Here is a 19,054-nt window from a genome sequence, read left to right as displayed (position 1 = left end):
GCGCTTAACAGCATCAGCGCGTAATGTCGCGCCCATGCTTTCGCTGCTGACGCGCCAAAAGAGCTTTCGGGATCCCTGGGTCGGTCACCCTGGCCTGAACCGGCGTTGGCAGCTGCATCGACACCGCGTTCAGCTGGCGGAGACGCTCTGTCTTTGGAGACGCCTGCTGCGACCGGCGCAGCTGTCCAGCCTGGAGAGGGACGGTTTTGTGGCGCTGGAGAACTTCCTGCCGCAGCAGGAGTTCGAGGCCTTGCGTGACGAGGTGGAGGCGGTTGTTGGTCGCGCCTCACGCCTGCATCCAGTACAGGACAACACTCGGCCTGGTTTTCGCCCCAAGCAACCCTTTGCTGGAGGGTTTGACCGTTTCGATGGAGGCACCCTCAACCGTTTCTTACACATCGATCCTGAGCAAATGCCTCGGGCCGCTGCCTTCTCCCATGACCAGCGGCTCAGTGCGGGATCCCGCCAGGTCATTGGCTTGCCGATGAATCCGCGCAAGCTGGACGTTTATCTCACGGTGCATGGCGAGGAGACCCGCACGCCGGATCTGCAGAAGGTGCTGCACCGCGACACGTTCTTCCGTGCCCTCAAGTTCTGGTTTTTTTTGCGGCCGGTTCAACGTCAGGACGGCCCTTTCGAATACGTGCCGGGCAGCCATCGTCTTGATCAGTACCGCTTGCGTTGGGAGCAGTCCACAGCCACCGCGGCGGCCGAACAACGGCGGCAGCCAGATGTGTCTGGATCCTTCCGAATTCAGGAAGAGTCCTTGGCTGAGCTGGGTCTGCCCAAGCCTGTTGCGCTTACTTGCCCTGCCAACACTCTGGTGTTGGCGGATGTGTTCGGCTTTCACCGGCGCGGAGCAGCCGTCCAGGGTCGGCAGAGGTTGGCGCTCTACGGCTGGAACCGCCCCTATCCCTTTTCTCCCATCAGCTGGTGATCCGGCTGAGAGGATGGGCGCATGAGTGAACAAGCCTTTCCCCCCGAAGACCCTGGCTCCTTTCTGAGCCTCTGCGACGGGGTGTGGATGAGCCTTCGCAGCTGCTTTGAGCTGGCTGCCGGTGGTGATGACGAGTGGCACAGCAGCGAACGGGGTGAACTCACCGTCCGCTGGGTGAAAGAGCAGGGAGCTCTCGGCCAACTGCAGGTGCAGGCCCCAGGTGGAACCAGTAGCACGCTCACCTTCGCCGCTGATGGACAGCTGATCCTCGATGCTGATTCCCAGGGCAACTGGAGGTTCTGGCCCGACGGCAGCATGGAGCTGAACCTCAGTCGGGCTGACGGCGTGCAGGTTCAGGAGAGGATCTGGTTCACGCGGGTCAACCTGCGCTTGCGCAGCACCACGGCGGTGGATGCGCAGGGAACACCAGTGCAGGGCAGTTTCTGCACGGACATCCGCAGGGTGTCCAAACCGGCGGCCTGAGGCGGAATGGCGCCCTATCGCCTTGATGTGGTGAGCCTGGCGCCGCAGGCGTTTGCTCCTCTGCTGGAGCTGGGGGTGATCGGTCGCGCCTTCAACGCGGGTATTGCTGAGTTGCATCTGCACAACCCCAGGGACTTCGCCACGGATCGCCATCGCAAGGTTGATGACGAGCCCTACGGGGGCGGTGCCGGCATGGTGCTCAAGCCGGAGCCGGTGTTCGCTGCGATGGAGGCGATTCCCCGCAGCCCCCGTAGCCGGGTTCTGTTGATGTCGCCGCAGGGGCGTCCCCTGCAGCAGGAGGATCTGCAGCGCTGGTCCACCGACCACGATCAACTGGTCTTCCTCTGCGGTCACTACGAGGGGTTTGACGAGCGGATTCGCGGTTTGGCCGATGAGGAGGTGTCGATGGGTGATTTCGTCCTCACCGGTGGTGAGCTACCGGCGATGACGGTGATTAACGGCGTTGTTCGCCTGCTGCCCGGCACGGTGGGGACGGCCGATTCCCTGGTGGAGGAAAGCCACAGTGCACTACTCCTGGAACACCCGCACTACACCCGCCCTGCCGACTTCCGCGGCATGGTCGTTCCGAATGTGCTGCGCAGTGGCGACCACGGTGCCATCGCCCGGTGGCGTCAGGAGCAGCGGGAGCAGCGCACCCGCGAGCGGCGACCTGATCTGTTTGCCCGCTGGCAGACCGCGACAATGAATGACCCTTCAGACCCCGGCATGGAGCTGCGCATCGGCAACGGATACGACATCCATCGGCTGGTGCCTGGACGGGCCCTCATCCTGGGGGGTGTAACCCTGGACCATCCCGACGGTCTTGGCCTGGATGGACACAGCGATGCCGACGTGCTGGTGCATGCCGTGATGGATGCCCTGCTCGGGGCCCTCGCCCTGGGTGACATCGGCAAATACTTCCCCCCCACCGATCCCCAATGGAAAGGGGCCGACAGCTTGAAGCTTCTGGATCAAGTCGTGAAGTTGGTGAAGGAGCGCGGCTGGTCGGTGGTGAACATCGATGCCGTGGTGATTGCCGAGCGCCCCAAGCTCAAGCCGCATATCGCGGAGATGAGCAGCCGTATGGCGTCAGCGATCGGCATTGCTCCGGATGCCGTGGGTGTGAAGGCCACCACCAACGAAGGCTTGGGTCCGGAGGGACGGGAAGAGGGCATCAGTTGCCAGGCTGTGGCCCTGCTGCAGCGGAGCTGAGCCTTGCATCATCTCCGGTCGCTACTGCTTAGGGTCGTCGCACCTTGTTTGGCGCTGGTTCTGTTGTTGGGCGGGCTTTCGAAGGCAGAGGTTCGGGCAGAGAACGCCCCGAGGCTTGGTGAAGCTGTGGTTGTGGTTGAGCACCTGCGGCTGCAGGTGCCCCAAGAGAGCCGTGAGCATTGGATGGTGGCGGAACGCGGCAGCTGGGAGCCTTGGTTGAAGCAACAGCCTGGGTTTCTGGGCCGTGAACTGTTCTGGGATCCAGCAACCGAGGAGGGAACGCTGCTGATTCGTTGGAGCAGTCGTGAGGAATGGAAATCCATCTCCATGGAAGAGGTGGAGACGGTTCAGGAGCGCTTCGAGACTCTGGCCCGCGAGCAAACAGGACAGCGCCAGGGCAACCCTTTCCCACTGGTGTTTGAAGGGGAACTGTTACCGCAGTGAACACGCCGGATGCTCGCCTCGATCTGCGGCGCCGCCAGCGCTTGGGCATGGTCGAGGCCGTTTGGGGGGAACACAAGACAGCCGATCAGATCGTCGCCATTCTTGAAAGCTTTGCCGCAGCAGGAGAACTGGGTTTTGTGACTCGGGTAGCTCCTGAAAAGGCGGCACGGGTGTGTGAGGCGTTGCCGGAGGTGGCGCGGCACCCCGATGCTCGCTGCCTCACCCTGGGTGCGTTGCCTCCAGTGCCTGCGCCACCAGCTGAGGTGGTGGTGCTCAGTGGAGGCAGCAGTGATCGCACGGTGGTGGCTGAGATCAGCGTGGCCCTGCGTTGCCATGGCATCGGCGTGGATCCTGTGATGGATGTGGGGGTGGCCGGATTGCATCGCCTGCTCGATCAACTCCCCCGCCTGGCCTCGGCTCGGATCCTGATCGCCTGCGCGGGGATGGAGGGTGCGTTGCCGACAGTGCTCGCTGGTTTGGTGCCGCAACCCGTGATTGGCGTCCCGATTTCCGTTGGCTATGGGATTAGCGCAGGGGGGCGAACTGCTTTGGAAGGAATGCTCGCCAGCTGTGCCCCAGGACTGACTGTGGTGAATATCGACAACGGCTACGGCGCAGCAATGGCTGCATTGCGGATGCTCAGGGGCTTTGCCCCAGAAGCTTCAAGCTGAGGTATCAAGCCCCCGCGGGAGGATCGATTTGGCCGAGGCGCTTCAGCTCAGCGCTGTTGTGGTCGCATTCCACCCGCTGAAGCGCATGGACAAGAGCATCAAGATCAGCCCGAGCTAGCTCACCGTCCTGTTGCCATTCCATGGAGCGGGGGTCGGGAGCCAACGCAGATAGTCCAAATTTGATTATCAACAAATTAAGGCTGATTCCTGAGAAGGAATACCCAGAAAACCTGAAAATCGGCGAAGAAAATCTTTAGTTCTTCAGAGGTGCTGCAGGTTGGGATAGGCGGTGACGAGGTCGTTGGCGCTGAGCACATCTCCGCGGCCCTCCGGTTGCCAGATCACCTCAAGGGCCATGAGTTCAGTGGAGGCTGTGGAACCAAGTATGCGCAGGGTTTGGCGCAGATCTTCTCCGGTATCGGCTCCAGCGAGCTTGGCCGATGCCGTCGAGGCCACCAGCAAGGTCACAACGATGAATTCGTTGGTGGCATCTGCCTCGCCAGCGCTGCTGCTGGTGTCGCTTATTCGCTGACCACCGACATTGCTGGTGAGCTCAGCGTCCAACTTGCTGCGCTCGTTCATCGAGAGGCGATTGAACGTCGATTCAGCTGAGCTGAAGGGAACACTTCCACTCTCGGCATTGGCGTAAACCCAGAGGTCCGGTTGGCGCAGCAGGGCCAGGGTTGTTTCCTGTAGCAGCCTCTGCAGACCAGCAGAACTGCTGGTGTCGGACGAGGAGGCCAAAGAGCGCAGATCGTCCTGCAGGGATTTGGCACTGGCCAGCAGCCCCACCTGCACCTGAATCATGTTCACGTTGCGCGGCATGGCTGGTGCAGCAGCGCTACCACCGATCGAGGGAGTATTGCCAACGCCACGAACGGCGTTCACCAGCACACCTGCGACCGCCATCAGGATCAGCAGCCCGAACAGACCACCACCACCGAAGCCGAAGATTGGAATGAGAAAGGGGAAGCCCATTCCGCCGCCGCGGTAGCCACCCCCGCGGTAGCCGCCGCCGTAGCCTCCGCCGTAGCTCCCACCGGATCGCGGCATCGAAGGAGCGCGGAAGCTGCCCCCTCCCATGCGCCCACCGCGGGCGGCATCAGCCGGCTGTGCCTGGAAGAGGCAGAGCCCCACAATCACCAGGGGCAAAAGTAGTGATGCGAGCAGTCGTTGGGGTCGTTTCAACAGTCGGGGGGTGGCCAAAGCAGCGCCCACAGCATCAGTCCGGCGACTCTAGGAACCACCACCAACGATGGTGACGATCTCAAGGGTGTCGTCATCCTTCACCACGATGTTGTCCCAACGGCTGCGGGGTGCGATCACCCCGTTGTGCTCGGCGACCACCAGCTGGGGGTTGTTGGCCAGCAGGGCAACAACGGCCGCCAGGCTGGCGGGGGTCGGTGCTGGATCCAGCACGCGGGTTTCACCGTTGACCATCAGGGTGAGAGGCATGGCTCAGAACGTGGCGTGGTCCAGCTGCTGGAGCAGTTGCCGCGAGGCCTGCCCGCTGTCATCTGCGTGCATGATCGCGCCGATCACCGCCGCACGCTGGCCGCCGGCCGAAAGCAGTGCCGGCAGGTTGGCTGCTGTGATTCCACCGATGGCAAAGACGGGGCGTTGGCTGATCGCAGTGGCCTGCGCCAAGAGCTCCACACCAACAGGGTTCCGCTCGGGTTTGACGGCCGTGGAGTGGATCGGGCCGAAGCCGAGGTAGTCGATCGGCTCCTGCTGAGCCTGATGAACCTGATCGATGCTGTGGGTGCTGCGGCCCAGCAGACGATCGGTACCCAACAAATCGCGGGCCACCTCACTGGGCATGTCCTCCTGGCCCAGGTGCACCCCATCCGCATCGACCGCCAGGGCCAAGTCCACACGGTCATTGATGAACAACAGAGCCCCGAAGCGGTTGCAGAGCTGCCTGAGCTGCTGGGCCTCCTGCAGACGTTCGCGGTCATGTCCCGCTTTGCAGCGGTACTGCACCATGCCCACGCCGTTTTGCAGGGCGGCCTGCACCCGATCGCTCAGGTCATCGCAGGGCGTTGTGATCAGGCAGAGGCGACAGTCCTGAAGCTTGTTGCGTCGCCTTGCTCCCAGGGTGGCGTTGAGGCAGGTCACCTCCAGGTCATAAAGGCCGTAGCGGATCGCAGCGGCTTCAGCAGCTAGGGCGGGATCGATGTTGCGGCCGTACTCCTCCAGCACCCGCAGCGCTTCCTGCACCCGGGCGCAGTTGGCCGCCACCACGTGGTCGGGGCTGTGGCGATCCAGTTGGGCTGGATGCTCCAGTCCGGCGCCGGTGTCAGTGCTGGTGGAGCGGGCCTGCTTGTAGCTGTCGTGGTGGAGCCGTCCGAGCCGTTGACGCCAATCCTTGAGGCGCACCACCAGATCCTGTTGCTCCAGCCCGAAGCGGCACCAGTCCTCAACAACCCTCAACCCTTCCCGGGCACGGTCGAGGTTGGCGTCGATCAGACGTGCCACCCGTGGATCCAGGGATGTCTCGTTTGGGGTTGGATTCATGGCACCCTGTGGGCAACGGTTTCTGCGTCGGTCATGGAGAACGGTGGTTCTGAGAGCACCATGCACGTTCTGGTCTGGGGAATCGTTCTTCTCGGCGGCATCGGCGTGTTCATCGTCTGGGGCCTAGTGAATGCCTATCCGACCGTGGCCTGAGAGCCGGTCTGAAGGATCTCGCGGGCTTGAGCTGCGTCGCGGCCGATCTGGCTGCTGAGCTCCTCGAGACCACTGAATTTGGTCTGGCCGCGCAGGCGCTGCACAGGCTCGACGCCCAGGTGCCGGCCCTCCAGCTCCAGGCTCTGATCCAGCAGGTGCACCTCAACGGCTGAGGGCGATGTGGGATCGATCGTGGGTTGGGGGCCGAGGTTCATCACGGCCGGCAGGCGATCACCCTCCCCATCCAGTTGGGCCCAGGCGGCGTAGACGCCAAGCCCTGGCAATGCCTTGCGTCCATCCACCTGGAGATTGGCGGTGGGCCAGCCCAGTTCACGCCCCAGCCCTCGGCCCCGAACCACCCGTCCCTGAAAGCGGTAGGCCCGGCCCAGCAGGGCTTTGGCAGTGGTTAGGTCGGCCTGGTCGAGGGCCGCGCGGATTCTGCTGCTGCTCATCCGGCCCTTTTTGTCTTCAACGATCGGCACCACCTTCACCTCAACGCCGTTCCGAGCCGCAAGCCGTTCCAGCATCTCGGCGTCACCGCGCCGCTGATGACCGAAGCGGAAGTTGGTGCCCACGGCAATGCGTTTGGCCTGAAGTGTGCCCAGCAGCACGCTGGTGACGAAGTCTTCCGCACTCAGCTGAGCGAGCTCGCGGGTGAAGGGCACCAGCACGAGCTGCTGGATCCCAAGGGGTTCCAGCAGGGCGAGTTTTTCGCTGGGTAGATCCAGCCTGAGGCGTGCTTCGCCGAACAGCACCTCACGGGGATGGGGCCAGAAGCTCACCACTGAGGCAATGGCCTCATCCGGGCTGCCCTGGATGGCCTCGGCGATCACGCTGCGATGGCCGGCGTGCAAGCCATCGAAACTCCCCAGCGCCAGGGCAGTGGGCCGACGGGCTTCCTCTGGAGAACAGAGCGGGATCAAAGAGGTGCAGAAGGTGCGCTTTGGTGGCAAGTTTGAACGACCGAGCACCAGGGCATGCCAGACCGCCTCGATTTCCAGAAGTTGTCGTTCGGCGTGCGTCGGATGGGATGGATCCGCTTTTGGATCCAGGTGGTCCTCGGCATCGTTGTGGTGGGCGTTCTGCTGTTCAACAACATCGGCGGCAGCCTGGCCCGCAATTCCGAACGTGCCGTGGGCCTGGGACCTGGCCTGTCGCTTACCTCCCTGGCCTTCCTTGTACTGCTGTTCAGCCTCTGGCAGGGCTGGCTGATCGTCCGTACCGGTCGGGCGATCGATAGTGGGGCCCGTCCCAGTCGGGGAGAGGTGGCACGGCTGATCAAACGGGGGCTGTTGGCGGATCTCCTGGGTCTCACCTTTGCCACAATCGGCTATCAGGCCCTCGCCGGCAGCCTGTTCGTGCAGGCCTCCATGCAGACTCCAGGCATTGCCATCGGCGGCCGCGGCATGGCCGACAACCTGGCGATCACCTCCCTGGAAATGCTGTCCGTGCTCAGCAACACCCAGGTGCTGTTCGCCCACCTGATCGGAGTGTTGTTCTCCCTTTGGTTGTTGCAGCGGGTTTACCGCACCAGTTGATCCTTGAGCTTGAGCTGCGGAAGTCCGCCGAGGGGCCCCCTCCAGAACAGGTCGGGCTGGATCGGCGTGAGTGAGGGTGAATTGGCATGAATCTGGGCCACATCACTGGGCCAATCCCGGGGACCTTCTCCGGCTGATTCCAGGTCCTGCACGGCTTCTCCGGCCAGCCAGTAGTAGGCGCGGCCACGGGGGTCTTCCCGACGGCTGAATTGCTCGTCGTATCGCCGGATCGAGAGTCGGGTCCAGCGCAGTGCTCCCATCTCCTCCCGGGCACAGGGGGGGATGTTGAGGTTGAGCAACAGGTTGTCGGGCCACTGGTCTGCGATGGCCTGTTCACTCACCTCCAGAGCAAGGTCGGCGGCCGCCTGGAACTGACGCCACTGGAAGCAGGCGCTGCTCACAGCCAGGGAACGAATGCCCTCAAGGGTGCCTTCCATTGCTGCGGCAACGGTGCCTGAGCAGAACACGTCTGTTCCCAGGTTGGGGCCGTGATTGATGCCGGAGAGCACCAGGTCCGGCTTCTCTTTCACCAGTTCGAAAAGGGCCAGCTTCATGCAGTCGGCGGGGGTGCCGCTGCAGGCCCAGGCGGTGACCCCTGGGGCGAACAATTCGTCGGCCCGCTCGGCACGGATGGGGGTCTGCAGGGTGAGGCCATGACCAGTGGCAGACCGTTCCTGATCTGGGCAGACCACCGTCACCTGATGGCCGCGGGCTGCAGCTGCGGCGGCCAGGGTTCGGATGCCGTCTGCGAAGACCCCATCGTCATTGCTGATCAGGATCCGCAGCGGGGCCATGGGGTTATTCGCACTGAGGTGAACCTAAGCGGCTTGGCTGCTTACAGTCAGCAGCTGTCTGTTTCATCCCTGTGAGCGCACCGGTCACCCTGCAGCAGCTCACCGATCAACTCGATGCCCTCGAGCAGCAGGCCGCGGCTGAGATCGCCGAGGCAGCCGATGCCGCTGCGCTCGAGCAACTGCGGGTCGGGCTGCTGGGCAAGAAGGGCCGCATCTCCGGTGTGCTGGGAGCCATGGGCAAGTTGCCCGGTCAGGAGCGTCCTCTGGTGGGCCAGCGCGCCAATGTGCTGAAAACGCAAGTGCAGTCGCTGCTGGGAGAGCGGCTACAGGCCGTGAAGCAGGCGGCCATGGCGGAGCGCATTGCCAAGGAAAGTCTGGATGTCACCGCTCCGGCTTCTGGGGTGCCGATGGGGCATCGCCATCCCCTGATCACCACCACAGAAGAGATCGTCGATCTGTTCCTGGGCCTCGGCTACAGCGTGGCCGAGGGGCCTGAAGTGGAGCGGGACCACTACAACTTCACCGCCTTGAACATCCCCGAGGACCATCCGGCCCGGGACATGCAGGACACCTTCTATCTCGGGGGTGACCTGCTGATGCGGACCCACACTTCGCCGGTGCAGATCCGCCATCTGGAAGACAACCCTCCGCCGGTGCGGATCGTGGCTCCCGGTCGGGTTTATCGCCGCGATGCCGTCGATGCCACCCATTCGCCGGTTTTCCACCAGGTGGAGGTGCTGGCCATTGATGAGGGACTGGATTTCAGCCACCTGCGCGGCACGGTGATGGCCTTCCTAAAGGCCTTCTTCGGCGACTTGCCGGTTCGCTTCCGGGCCAGCTACTTCCCCTTCACTGAGCCCTCAGCCGAGGTGGATGTGCAGTGGCGCGGCCGCTGGCTGGAGGTGATGGGCTGCGGCATGGTCGATCCCGCTGTACTGGAAGGGCTGGGCCTCGATCCCGAGCGTTACAGCGGTTTTGCCGCAGGCCTGGGGGTGGAGCGGTTCTGCATGGTGCGCCATGGCATTGACGACATTCGCCGGCTCTACACCAGCGATCTGCGCTTCCTTGAGCAGTTCTGATCGGCGCAGCAAAAGCCAACGACGCTCTGCCCTCATGGCCTTCGATGGTTGTTCAATGCCCTGTTGGCAAGGCTGAACAGCGTGTTTAAAAAAGAGATTTAGGGGAGTGTCGATGGCTCGTCTTGGCTGGCGACTGACGGCCTCGGTGACGTTCGCGATTCTGGCGGGCCTTGCGCTGCATTTCGGCGTGTCTGGATGGACGTCGACGTCAGTTGCGGCAGGCATCGATGCCACGGGGCGAAGCTCCCTGGCTCTCTTTTCGATGGCCTTCGTGGCTTCGAGTGTGCAACGCCTCTGGCCGTCATCCCTGAGCCAGTGGATGCTGCAAAACAGGCGCTGGATCGGGCTGAGTTTTGCGTCGTCCCACGGGATTCACTTGGCCTTGATCCTTGCGATGTCTCTGGATTTCCCTGATCCATTCCTGAGTGAGCAGCCCGCAGGGAAGTGGCTGGTTGGCGGTATGGCGTATCTGTTGATTGCCTTGATGGCCCTCACGTCGACGAATGCGGCCCAACGATGGATGGGCATGAAGCATTGGAAGCGACTGCACGTGATTGGCTCCTATTGGATATGGGCAGAATTCGCCCTCACGTATGTGAGCCATGTGAAGAAAGGGCCAGCTGATTTCTATGCACCTTTTCTTGTGTTCACCCTGGTTCTCCTAGTGATTCGCTGGGTTGGCCACATCAAACCCAAAAGCCCGTTAAGCCCAGTGAGTGGATAGACCCTCAGGTCTCTCTGGTTGAAGGCTCATTCAAACAACCAGCGAAATCCCATCGAAACACCGTGTTGTGTGGAGGAGTAGCCGTTCCGTCCGTTGTGGGCGGAGTAGTCGATGCCGAAGTAGCGATAGGCCAGGGAAATCTGAGCTGAATTGCCCAGGGCATAGGCCACACCCGCCTCGACGGTTCCCGACAGGTCCTGTTTGCCATTGATCCCAAAACCACCAGCATCCATGCCGAGGAAGGCTTGCCAGTCTTCGCCCAGAGCAAGGGTGGTGTTCATGCCGATGAGGGGCTGCACCCATGTGTTGTGCCATGTCTCACTGGCTTCATCGGCAATGTCGCGCTGAAGTTGCCTTGAGGGCAGGATTCCCTCGACGGTGACGTCGTCTTTGAACGACACGTCCATGTCCAGTGAGGCGTCGATCAATCGCATCCCTGCAAAGCCAATGAAGCTCACCGAACCAGGCGTCATCCGTGGTTTTTGAATCTCACCGGCTCGGTAGCGCAGGGCCAGATCAAAAATGGTTTGCTCGCTGTCGGTGACCGACTTGATCGTTCCCTTGGAGGTGACCCGGCGCTGCGGGAAGTGCGGGTGGCGTTCGTTCTGAATCGGGTTCGAGCTGTTCCAGGACGAGACCGTCTCGGATGTGCTGAAGCTGAGATGGTCCAGCCCTGCTTGCAGGCCAAACCGCCCTTTCTCAACAGCCACCTTGCCGCTGAACACACCGGTGAGCATGTCCAGCACATCGCTGAGATCCAGCGTTTCCTTGGTGGTGTTGTTGTCCAGCGTGGTTTTGGAGTGGGTTTCCAGCGGGAAGAACCCGTAGGCCTCCAGATACACCCGGGTGTTGCCATCCTCGTCAGGCACTTCTTCTGCGGCTGACGGCAGTGCAAGCGGAGCGAGCAAACAGGCCGTGGCGAGGCCAAGCAGGCGGTTGAGACGCATCGGGCTTTGGAGCGGAAGAATCAGGAGATCGAGAACAACGAAGCCATCAGCGTGGCTTGCGCACAGGACCCATCAGGGGGTTTTGAACCGGTCCGGCCACGCCATAAGTCACAACGAATCCCTGGCCCCCTCCAAATGTGGAGGTGCGGCCCCTGTAGGTGGGGTTAATGACGACATCACCGTCGAACCAGTTATTGGCGCTCCAGAGGTTTCCAGCGTCATCAACAATGACATCGGTGGTCATTTGAATAACGCCGCTTTGGTAGTTGTGAATCACATCCCCAGTGGTTTTTCCTGCGGGGCAATTGGCGGGATTGACGCCACAGATGTGAGTCAAGCTTTGACCATAAAGATTGCCGACCCAGACGTTGTCATTGCCGTCGATGGTCACACCCCAGGGGATATAAGCGGTGCCTTTGGCGATGTCTTGTTGGACGACTTCCATGTCGGGTGAAATCAGCCCAACCATTCCAGTTTGCGTGATGTTGGGGTTGGTCAAAAGGTATTCAGCACCGGCCTCAAACTCCTCCATGATGGTTTTGGGTTGTGGTGCATTGGCAGGGATATTGGGAGGCATTTTCGCGCCTGGAGGTAGTGCTCCTTGAGGAGAATTGGATTGCTGGGCAATCCATACATGCCCTGTTGAATCAACCGCAACACCACGGCCCCCAAGGTTCACTTCGATCGTTTTGGCTTGATCAGGAGCGTCCCCTGGAAACACGGTGAGTTTGTTGTTGTAACTGCTGCTCACCCACACTCTGTTCTGTCCGTCAATGGCGACACCGAAGGGTGCTTGGAGGTCATTAATTGTGATTCGTTTCCCTTGGGTGTAATCGCCACCGGGGAAATGAATCATGTGGTTTGCGGTGTTGTCGGCAATCCATACATCTCCATTGGCGGCTGTGGCGACGCCCTGAAGCTGACCCACTTCCTTATCAATGGTGGCTGGCCCAAGGGCTTTGCTGTCTTTGAGGTCGAACACCCCAACCATGTTGTTGAACGCGCCAACCCAAGCATATTTTTCTGATACTCCGGTCCCCCAGCCCACACCGTTGATGCCTTGGCCGTTGTAACCGCTAATCGCTGGTGAAAGAGGCGTGCCACCGGGGCCGAAGTGGGTCACGCCTCCGCCGATGTTGTTTACCACTCCGGATTGAGAGCCAGGCATCCAGTTGGTTCCACTCCACATGCTTCCTTTTCCGTCAAACATCAACTTCCCGAGGCCTAAAGCACCGCCACCGTTAAAAACCAGGGAAAGTGAAAAACTTTTGGGTTGAAACAACAAATAGGGAGCGGTTGCAGTTGGGCGCAGCTGTGAGGCTTTGTTGATCGGGTATGCGCTTTGGAACAGCTGATAGAGCGCGCCGGCGTTCTTCCAGGGTTGACGGGCAATGGACGTCATTGCCGAGAGTGTGTTCTCTGAATTTGTCAGTGCTAGCAGCTGATAGCACGCTTGAGACTGCTGGGGTTGCCCGCATAATGCAATCAGATCTGAGAGCACATTCATTCGAGCTGCAGTCTCGGAATTCAGCAGGTTGGTGCTTTTCAGCAACGTTGCTCCAAAGCGACCTGTGCTCTGGTCAACCAGGTTTTCCACTTGGCTCGATCCGATTGCTAAGGCGCTTTGGCTCCCTTCCAACGCTGTGCCTTCAATCAGTTGAGCATTGGGCCAAACCGAACCAACGGTTGTGAGCTCGTTGATGGCCACCTGCTGATGCTCATCCCCGCCAAGCACCGTGAGCATGGTGAGTTGGTCGGCGCTGGATCCGCCGATGTCGCCCCCCTTGGCCACGAGGTAGTGGACGACCCCTTGCGTTGCTCGAACCTTGACGCTGAACGCCCCGCTTTTGTTCGAACGATGGGTGCTCAGTTGTTTGGGGGATTGCCCAGCTTGGGTTTGCCAGAGGGTGATGGATGAGCCGCTCACCGGCTGACCCTTCAAGGAGATCTGCCCTTTTAATGTTGATTGCCCTCGGGCTTCGACAGACCCTGTTGCTGTCCCAACAGCCAGTGCACTAAGGGCGAGGACCTGTCCAAGCGTTTTGAAGACCTTCATGGACGTCGATACGTTTTTCTCTGTCTAGGGAGAGAGGGAGATCTCTGCCCTGCTTCGAACCCGATCACGTACGGATGGGCGCATGTCGGTCCCGTCGGACTGATCTTCAATGACGACAGGCCGCTGCCCAACTGAAAAGGTTCGGCCGGCAATTCTCTTGTCGAGTCTCGAGATAACCGATCGATTTGTACCACCCTGATTTTTCAGCCCGTCAAGATGAATTGATTTTGGTGATTGCCAGTGTTTCGTCGACTTCTGTTGGGCGTGGTTGCGTTTACAGCTTTTGCTGGCACTGGCGTGGTGGCGCAAGAGGTCAACGAGATCAAGGCTGAGTCAGGCGGTTTTGATTACAGCCCTCTGACGGAGCCTGAGCAAGCCGAGATCGCTCAGGCCCAGCTCATTGCGTCCGAAGACAAGGCACCTGGTGTTGTTGCGGCAGAGGCTGCTGGCCCGGACCAAGCCGCTCTGGCCAAAGCGGCACAAAATCCCATCGCCAGCATGATCAGCATTCCCTTCCAATGGAATGCCACTCCCGGGACTCAATGGGCACCGAATTCGGTTGACCCCGATGCCAAGCATGACAGGGTCATGAATGTGGTCAACGTTCAACCTGTTTTTCCGTTCAAATTGAGTGATGACTGGACGCTGGTGACGCGCACCATTGTTCCTTTCATTAATGCACCATTCGCTAAGCCAAAGTTTAACCTCACCCCAGCAGGTGAACCTTACTTTGATGGCTGGAGGGAGAAATACACGTTTGGTGTTGGTGATGTCAATCCCACCGGTTTTTTCGTGCCCACCCTGGAGGGTGATTTCACCTTTGGTTTCGGCCCGACCCTCAGTATTCCTTCCAATAAGATCCCGCTGAGCACCGGAAAGTGGTCTGTCGGTCCTGCACTCGTTGGTGTTTATACCAAGGGCCCCTGGGTTGTGGGCGGTTTGGTGAACAACATGTGGTCTTTCGCAGGTGAAGATGACCGAAAGGATGTGAATAAAATGTTGGTCCAACCCTTCATTAACTACAATCTGCCTAAGGGTTGGTACGTGTCATTTTCACCAATCATTACAGCTGATTGGGAGAATAAGGATCAAGGCTGGACTGTTCCAGTCGGTGCTGGAATTGGCCGAGTCTTTACGCTTGGAAAGCAGCCAATCAATGTCTCAGTTCATGGCTATTACAATGCAATTAAGCCAGAAATTGGTGGAGAAGAGCTGATGGGTGACTGGACAATTCGTACGCAGGTTCAGTTCCTAATCCCCTCGGCTGGCAAGAAATAGTCTTGACATATTTATCTGGACCTAGGGCGAATTTGCGGTTTATTCTTTTCTAAAAATTTAACTACGTGCCTAGGATTTGTTTTGGTTCAAGTCATTGGCTACAGCAATCGCTAGAAAGTTCTTCGCTTCATTGATTTTTTAATTCAAGTTTCATGACTCGTTCTTCATTTAAGTCGTTAGTTCTCGCTTCTGCATTGGTTTTTGGTGCTGTTGGTTGTGGTCAGACGCAATCCACAATTGGCCAGTCTGATCCCGATCAGGCGACATCCTCAGCTGCCGAATGTCCAAGTCCTGCGGTCGTGAGCAAGGCGACTGAGGTGACGCCTGTCACCAAGGCGAATTACGCTAATGCTGAAACGGAAGTGATCTTTGCTGATTACGTTCGCAAGATCGCCAAGGGCACGTGCGGTGATGGCGTCGGTGTTTTCCTGCACCAGCGTGCAGCGATGGATCCCAAAGAGCGCACGATCCTGCGCCCAAATTTCGACACTCTTTATTCCTTTGCGATTCTCGACCTTGAGAGTCCAGCCACAGTGGTTCTGCCTGAAACGGATCGATATCAGATTCTTGAAGTGATCGACGAGGATCATTGGATCCCACTCGTTAGCGATAAGCCCGGTCGCTACCAACTCAGCAGGGAGAGTGTTGGAAGTCGATATGCGTACGTGATTGTGCGCACTCAAGTGAATATGCAGGACCCTGCTGATCTTAAGGAGGCGGCAGAGATCCAAGGGAAAATTGCGCTGGTTCAGGATAAAGCCGGTGAGTTTGTCAGCAAAAATAAGTACGACATGGATGAAATTCTTGCTATTCGGGCTGGCTACCAGAAGCGGATGCAACCCGAGGGTTTGACCTCCGAAATGGTCTTTGGCAAAAAGGGTGAGATTTCAGATGAGATGCGTGATTTCGGTGTTGCTTTGGGCTGGGGTGGCCTTCCCAAGCAGGGGGCTGTGTATCCCTTCCCCACAATTGTCGATTCCACTGAGCCTCACGTGTTGGTGCTGAAGGATGTTCCCAATGACCCAAGGGCATTCTGGTCAGTCACTGTCTATGACAAGGATGGTTTTGCAGTGGGCGAAAAGTACAATGTAAATAGTGCTTTCGCGAAGAAAAATGATAAAGGTGAGTATGTAATGCACCTCGGAGGTGACAAGAGTCAGGACAACTACCTCGATATCTATCCTGGTTGGAATGTCGCGGTGCGGATCTATTCACCAACAGAAGCATATTTCAACGGCACGTGGACTGCACCACAGTTTGAGCCCGCAAAATGAATTAAATCATTATTTCCTTCTCTTTTTTAATTTCATCTAATTACTACCCTTAATCATGTCTTTTCAAAAGAAAGCTATCACTGGTGCTCTCGCTCTTGGTTTGGGTGTCTTAACCGTTGCCTGCGGCCAGCCCAAAAGTTCTTCGGATCAGCCTTCGTCGACTGCCAATCCTGAGCAGGCTCCTGCTTCAGTAGGCACAGCAAAAAAGGATTGCCCTAAGCCTGCTGTTTCAATTCAAAGCGACACAGTTGTGCCAGTTACCAAGGAAAACTATTCCGAAGCTGAAACGCAGACGATCTTTGCCAAATACATCGCCGATGTTTCAGCTGCAACCTGCACCGGAGGTTTGGGAACGATTTTGAATCTCCAGAAGGCTGCGGATCCCAAGGATCGGACGGTGATTCGCATTAATTTTGACACCTTATATTCCTGGTTGATTCTCGATCTGACCACTCCGGCGACATTTACGCTTCCGCAAACCAATGGCCGCTACCAGAGCGCCATGGTGGTTAATGGACAGGGGTACGTGTATGTGGAAAAAGAGCCTGGTGATTACACCCTTACAGAAGACGAGGTCGGGAGCCGCTATGCCTTAGTAGCATTCCGTACCGGTGTGAACATTCAGGATCCTGATGATGTAGCACAGGCCCAGGCTCTGCAGGCCAAGTTGTCGGTTACTCAGGCTAAGACAGGCGAGTATGTGCAACCCAACCAATGGGATCTTGAGCAGATGATGGCTCTCCGTGCGGCTTATAACGAAGAGCGAAACGAGAAAGGTGTGAAGTCGGAATCGCTCTTTGGTCGGCCCGGTGAAGTCACCCCGGAGCAAAATAATATGGGTGTGGCTGTTGGAATTGGCGGATTACCGAAGGAAGGTGCTGTTTATCTCTTCTACACGCCATCATCATCTGAGCCTCAAACGCTGAAGCTTAATGATGTTCCGAATGGAGATAATGCTTTTTGGTCGCTAACGGTGTACGACAAGGATGGATTCCCGGTTGGTGAGAATTTCAATGTGAATAGTGCATTTGCCGAGGCAGACGCACAAGGTGATGTGACGCTGCATTTTGGTGGTGATACTACACAACCCAACTATTTGGAGATTTACCCGGGCTGGAATGCCACCTTCCGGATCTACAATCCAAAACCCGCTTATTTCGATGGTTCGTGGGTTCGGCCTGAGTTGGAGCTCAAATGAGTCTCCGTGATTGATCCTTAATGGGATTGAATGCCCTTTGGGCTTGGCTTGCGTGGGTTTTCAAGCTCATGCAAGCCATCTTTCCCTTTGCTGGTAAATCAAGGCTTTTTCGTACCATCGACCGCTGACCGATCGCTTTTTGCTATCTAGCTTGAAAAAGCTGTCGATTGCATCTCATGGTGAGCGCAACGTGGATGAAGGGTGCCTCTAAGGGGCTGTCCCTTCTTGCCCTGTCAGGTGTTTTGTTTGGTTTGCCCACCAGAGCGCAAGCAGGGGCTGATGCCATCCCAGCCGGATACACCACTCCGATCCCATCAGAGCTGCTCACACCAGACAAGGTGCGCACGTCTGTTGGCACCTTCAATTTCTTCGATGGTATGCCCGATCCGGCCACGGTGAAGGCGACTTTCGACAATCTCAAATTCATCCGGGCTTACGAGACCTTCCTGACGATGATGCCTGCGGCGAGCATAGAAATGCTGCGGCACGGTCATGAACAGATCGGTGTGGATGATTACACCAAGGTGAATTTGATGTCACCGTTGAATTCCAATCCCCTGTTTTTAACCGGTAATACAGATACCGTTTATGGCTCGGCTTTTTTCAACTTGCAGCGGACGGGGCCGTTGGTGATTGAGGTGCCTGCTGGTCTTGGACCTGGCACGATCAATGATGCCTACTTTCGATTTGTGGCTGATACAGGAGGTCCCGGTCCGGACAAAGGCAAGGGTGGTAAATATTTGATTCTTGGTCCTGACGATAAAGAGCCTGCAAACACCGATGGCTACTTTGTTTTCCGCTCACCCACGTATTCCAACTGGTTGATTTTGAGGGCCTTCCTGGATGATGAGGGTAAGCCTGACCAGGCAGTTGCGAACTACGAGAATGGTTTGCGGATGTATCCGCTGTCGCAAAAAGACAACCCACCCAAGATGACCTTCATCCAAGGTGGGGACAAGGTTTTTAATACTGTGCATGCCAACAACTTTGAATTCTTCAACGAACTCAATCGTGTGATTCAGCGGGAGCCCATCGATTTCCTTGATCCGGAAATTCGCGGTTTGGCAGCTGGGATCGGGATGGAAAAAGGAAAACCTTTTAACCCCTCACCGGCTGATCGAGCCTTGATGGAGGAAGCTGTTCAGGTGGGTGTGGCGTATGTCCGCTCCGACATGGTTACCCCCCGTGCTTCAGATGCATACACCTATGAAGGTAATCCCCAATGGTTCACAGCCTTCGCGGGTGGAAGTTATGAGTGGCTCAAAGATGGTGGCCGGGGAGGTCGAAATCTTGACGCCCGTAACAACTTCTTCTGGGCTTACACCGTCAACACTCCGGCCATGGTGCTGGAAATGGTTGGCGTCGGCTCTCAATATGCGATTGCTGGGACGGATGAAAATGGTGCTGTTCTTGATGGTGGTAAAACATACAAATTAACCATTGATAAGAATCCACCTGCTAAGGATTTCTGGTCAATCGTGGTTTATGACCCACAAACGCGTTCTCAGCTGCAAACCAGTCAGCCCTTCCCTGCCAAGAACAACAAGCGCAACAAAGACATGGTTATGAATGCAGATGGGTCCGTGGATTTGTATTTCGGACCCAAAGCACCTTTGGGCAAGGAAACCAATTGGATTGAAACGGTACCTGGGAAAGGGTGGTTCACGGCCTTTCGGCTCTATGGCCCATTGCAACCCTGGTTTGACCAAACCTGGAAGCTGAACAATATCGAAGTGCTTGATTGACCGA

21 protein-coding genes are annotated in these 19,054 nt (G+C 58.1%); 13 read left to right on the top strand and 8 right to left on the bottom strand.

What is annotated here, in order from left to right:
- Positions 1–34 precede the first annotated feature (34 nt).
- The 5 genes from FZZ90_RS09815 to larB all read left to right on the top strand — a co-directional run bounded on the left by FZZ90_RS09815 (position 35) and on the right by larB (position 3,747).
- Positions 35–937, top strand: a complete 903-nt coding sequence (locus tag FZZ90_RS09815) for a phytanoyl-CoA dioxygenase family protein (RefSeq protein ID WP_226425588.1) — start codon at positions 35–37, stop codon at positions 935–937.
- A 21-nt stretch (positions 938–958) separates the two neighbouring features.
- Positions 959–1,420 carry a phycobiliprotein lyase gene (locus FZZ90_RS09810; protein ID WP_226425587.1) on the top strand — a complete coding sequence of 154 codons (462 nt, stop codon included), beginning with the start codon at positions 959–961 and terminating at the stop codon, positions 1,418–1,420.
- Positions 1,421–1,426: 6 nt separating this feature from the next.
- A complete protein-coding gene (gene trmD / locus FZZ90_RS09805; protein WP_226425586.1) occupies positions 1,427–2,632 on the top strand; it encodes a tRNA (guanosine(37)-N1)-methyltransferase TrmD in 1,206 nt (401 codons plus the stop codon).
- Positions 2,633–2,695: 63 nt separating this feature from the next.
- Complete coding sequence (locus FZZ90_RS09800; protein WP_370631054.1) at positions 2,696–3,076, top strand: TIGR03792 family protein; 381 nt, start codon at positions 2,696–2,698, stop codon at positions 3,074–3,076.
- Positions 3,073–3,747, top strand: a complete 675-nt coding sequence (gene larB / locus FZZ90_RS09795) for a nickel pincer cofactor biosynthesis protein LarB (RefSeq protein ID WP_226425584.1) — start codon at positions 3,073–3,075, stop codon at positions 3,745–3,747. The genes FZZ90_RS09800 and larB overlap by 4 nt, the downstream gene beginning before the upstream one ends.
- Before the next feature lie 4 nt (positions 3,748–3,751).
- Here larB and FZZ90_RS09790 read toward each other — a convergent pair whose 3' ends face one another.
- From FZZ90_RS09790 to FZZ90_RS09770, 5 genes are all read right to left on the bottom strand, one after another.
- On the bottom strand, positions 3,752–3,910 hold the full coding sequence (locus tag FZZ90_RS09790) for a hypothetical protein (protein ID WP_226425706.1): 159 nt from the start codon (positions 3,908–3,910) through the stop codon (positions 3,752–3,754).
- 98 nt (positions 3,911–4,008) lie between these two features.
- On the bottom strand, positions 4,009–4,965 hold the full coding sequence (locus tag FZZ90_RS09785; protein ID WP_226425580.1) for a DUF1517 domain-containing protein: 957 nt from the start codon (positions 4,963–4,965) through the stop codon (positions 4,009–4,011).
- A gap of 18 nt (positions 4,966–4,983) precedes the next feature.
- A complete protein-coding gene (gene thiS, locus FZZ90_RS09780; RefSeq protein WP_226425579.1) occupies positions 4,984–5,202 on the bottom strand; it encodes a sulfur carrier protein ThiS in 219 nt (72 codons plus the stop codon).
- Between the two features lie 3 nt (positions 5,203–5,205).
- Positions 5,206–6,264, bottom strand: coding sequence for a thiamine phosphate synthase (locus FZZ90_RS09775; RefSeq protein WP_226425577.1), 1,059 nt, complete (start codon positions 6,262–6,264; stop codon positions 5,206–5,208).
- A 134-nt stretch (positions 6,265–6,398) separates the two neighbouring features.
- Positions 6,399–7,340: a bifunctional riboflavin kinase/FAD synthetase gene (locus tag FZZ90_RS09770; RefSeq protein ID WP_226425697.1), complete on the bottom strand. Its 942-nt coding sequence runs from the start codon at positions 7,338–7,340 to the stop codon at positions 6,399–6,401.
- Positions 7,341–7,394: 54 nt separating this feature from the next.
- Here FZZ90_RS09770 and FZZ90_RS09765 point away from each other — a divergent pair, with 54 nt between their 5' ends.
- Positions 7,395–7,955: a DUF3611 family protein gene (locus FZZ90_RS09765; protein ID WP_226413100.1), complete on the top strand. Its 561-nt coding sequence runs from the start codon at positions 7,395–7,397 to the stop codon at positions 7,953–7,955.
- Here FZZ90_RS09765 and surE read toward each other — a convergent pair.
- The gene (gene surE / locus FZZ90_RS09760; protein ID WP_226425576.1) at positions 7,940–8,749 is read right to left on the bottom strand and encodes a 5'/3'-nucleotidase SurE; all 810 of its coding nucleotides are present in this window, start codon (positions 8,747–8,749) and stop codon (positions 7,940–7,942) included. The genes FZZ90_RS09765 and surE overlap by 16 nt on opposite strands.
- Positions 8,750–8,820: 71 nt before the next feature.
- Here surE and pheS point away from each other — a divergent pair, with 71 nt between their 5' ends.
- Positions 8,821–9,828 (top strand): phenylalanine--tRNA ligase subunit alpha, encoded by a 1,008-nt coding sequence (pheS, locus tag FZZ90_RS09755; protein WP_226425575.1) that lies wholly within the window; start codon positions 8,821–8,823, stop codon positions 9,826–9,828.
- A 112-nt stretch (positions 9,829–9,940) separates the two neighbouring features.
- Positions 9,941–10,552 carry a ferric reductase-like transmembrane domain-containing protein gene (locus FZZ90_RS09750; protein WP_226425574.1) on the top strand — a complete coding sequence of 204 codons (612 nt, stop codon included), beginning with the start codon at positions 9,941–9,943 and terminating at the stop codon, positions 10,550–10,552.
- A gap of 26 nt (positions 10,553–10,578) precedes the next feature.
- Here FZZ90_RS09750 and FZZ90_RS09745 read toward each other — a convergent pair whose 3' ends face one another.
- Together FZZ90_RS09745 and FZZ90_RS09740 are read right to left on the bottom strand one after the other, a co-directional pair.
- Complete coding sequence (locus FZZ90_RS09745) at positions 10,579–11,499, bottom strand: hypothetical protein (protein ID WP_226425572.1); 921 nt, start codon at positions 11,497–11,499, stop codon at positions 10,579–10,581.
- A gap of 46 nt (positions 11,500–11,545) precedes the next feature.
- Complete coding sequence (locus FZZ90_RS09740; RefSeq protein ID WP_226425570.1) at positions 11,546–13,051, bottom strand: hypothetical protein; 1,506 nt, start codon at positions 13,049–13,051, stop codon at positions 11,546–11,548.
- 162 nt (positions 13,052–13,213) lie between these two features.
- On the opposite strand from FZZ90_RS09740, the gene FZZ90_RS09735 reads away from it, so the two are divergent.
- The 5 genes from FZZ90_RS09735 (at position 13,214) to FZZ90_RS09715 (ending at position 19,050) form a co-directional block, all read left to right on the top strand.
- The gene (locus tag FZZ90_RS09735) at positions 13,214–13,417 is read left to right on the top strand and encodes a hypothetical protein (protein ID WP_226425569.1); all 204 of its coding nucleotides are present in this window, start codon (positions 13,214–13,216) and stop codon (positions 13,415–13,417) included.
- Between the two features lie 378 nt (positions 13,418–13,795).
- The gene (locus tag FZZ90_RS09730; protein WP_226425567.1) at positions 13,796–14,833 is read left to right on the top strand and encodes a neuromedin U; all 1,038 of its coding nucleotides are present in this window, start codon (positions 13,796–13,798) and stop codon (positions 14,831–14,833) included.
- Between the two features lie 152 nt (positions 14,834–14,985).
- Positions 14,986–16,107 carry a DUF1254 domain-containing protein gene (locus FZZ90_RS09725; protein WP_226425566.1) on the top strand — a complete coding sequence of 374 codons (1,122 nt, stop codon included), beginning with the start codon at positions 14,986–14,988 and terminating at the stop codon, positions 16,105–16,107.
- A gap of 55 nt (positions 16,108–16,162) precedes the next feature.
- Positions 16,163–17,305, top strand: coding sequence for a DUF1254 domain-containing protein (locus FZZ90_RS09720; protein WP_226425565.1), 1,143 nt, complete (start codon positions 16,163–16,165; stop codon positions 17,303–17,305).
- Between the two features lie 176 nt (positions 17,306–17,481).
- Positions 17,482–19,050, top strand: coding sequence for a DUF1254 domain-containing protein (locus FZZ90_RS09715; RefSeq protein WP_226425564.1), 1,569 nt, complete (start codon positions 17,482–17,484; stop codon positions 19,048–19,050).
- Positions 19,051–19,054: the final 4 nt, after the last annotated feature.

The organism is Synechococcus sp. MU1617 (assembly GCF_020514235.1).
Taxonomy (GTDB): domain Bacteria; phylum Cyanobacteriota; class Cyanobacteriia; order PCC-6307; family Cyanobiaceae; genus Parasynechococcus.
Note: the sequence above shows the minus strand (reverse complement) of the source record. Positions and strands in the feature narration are given on the sequence as shown.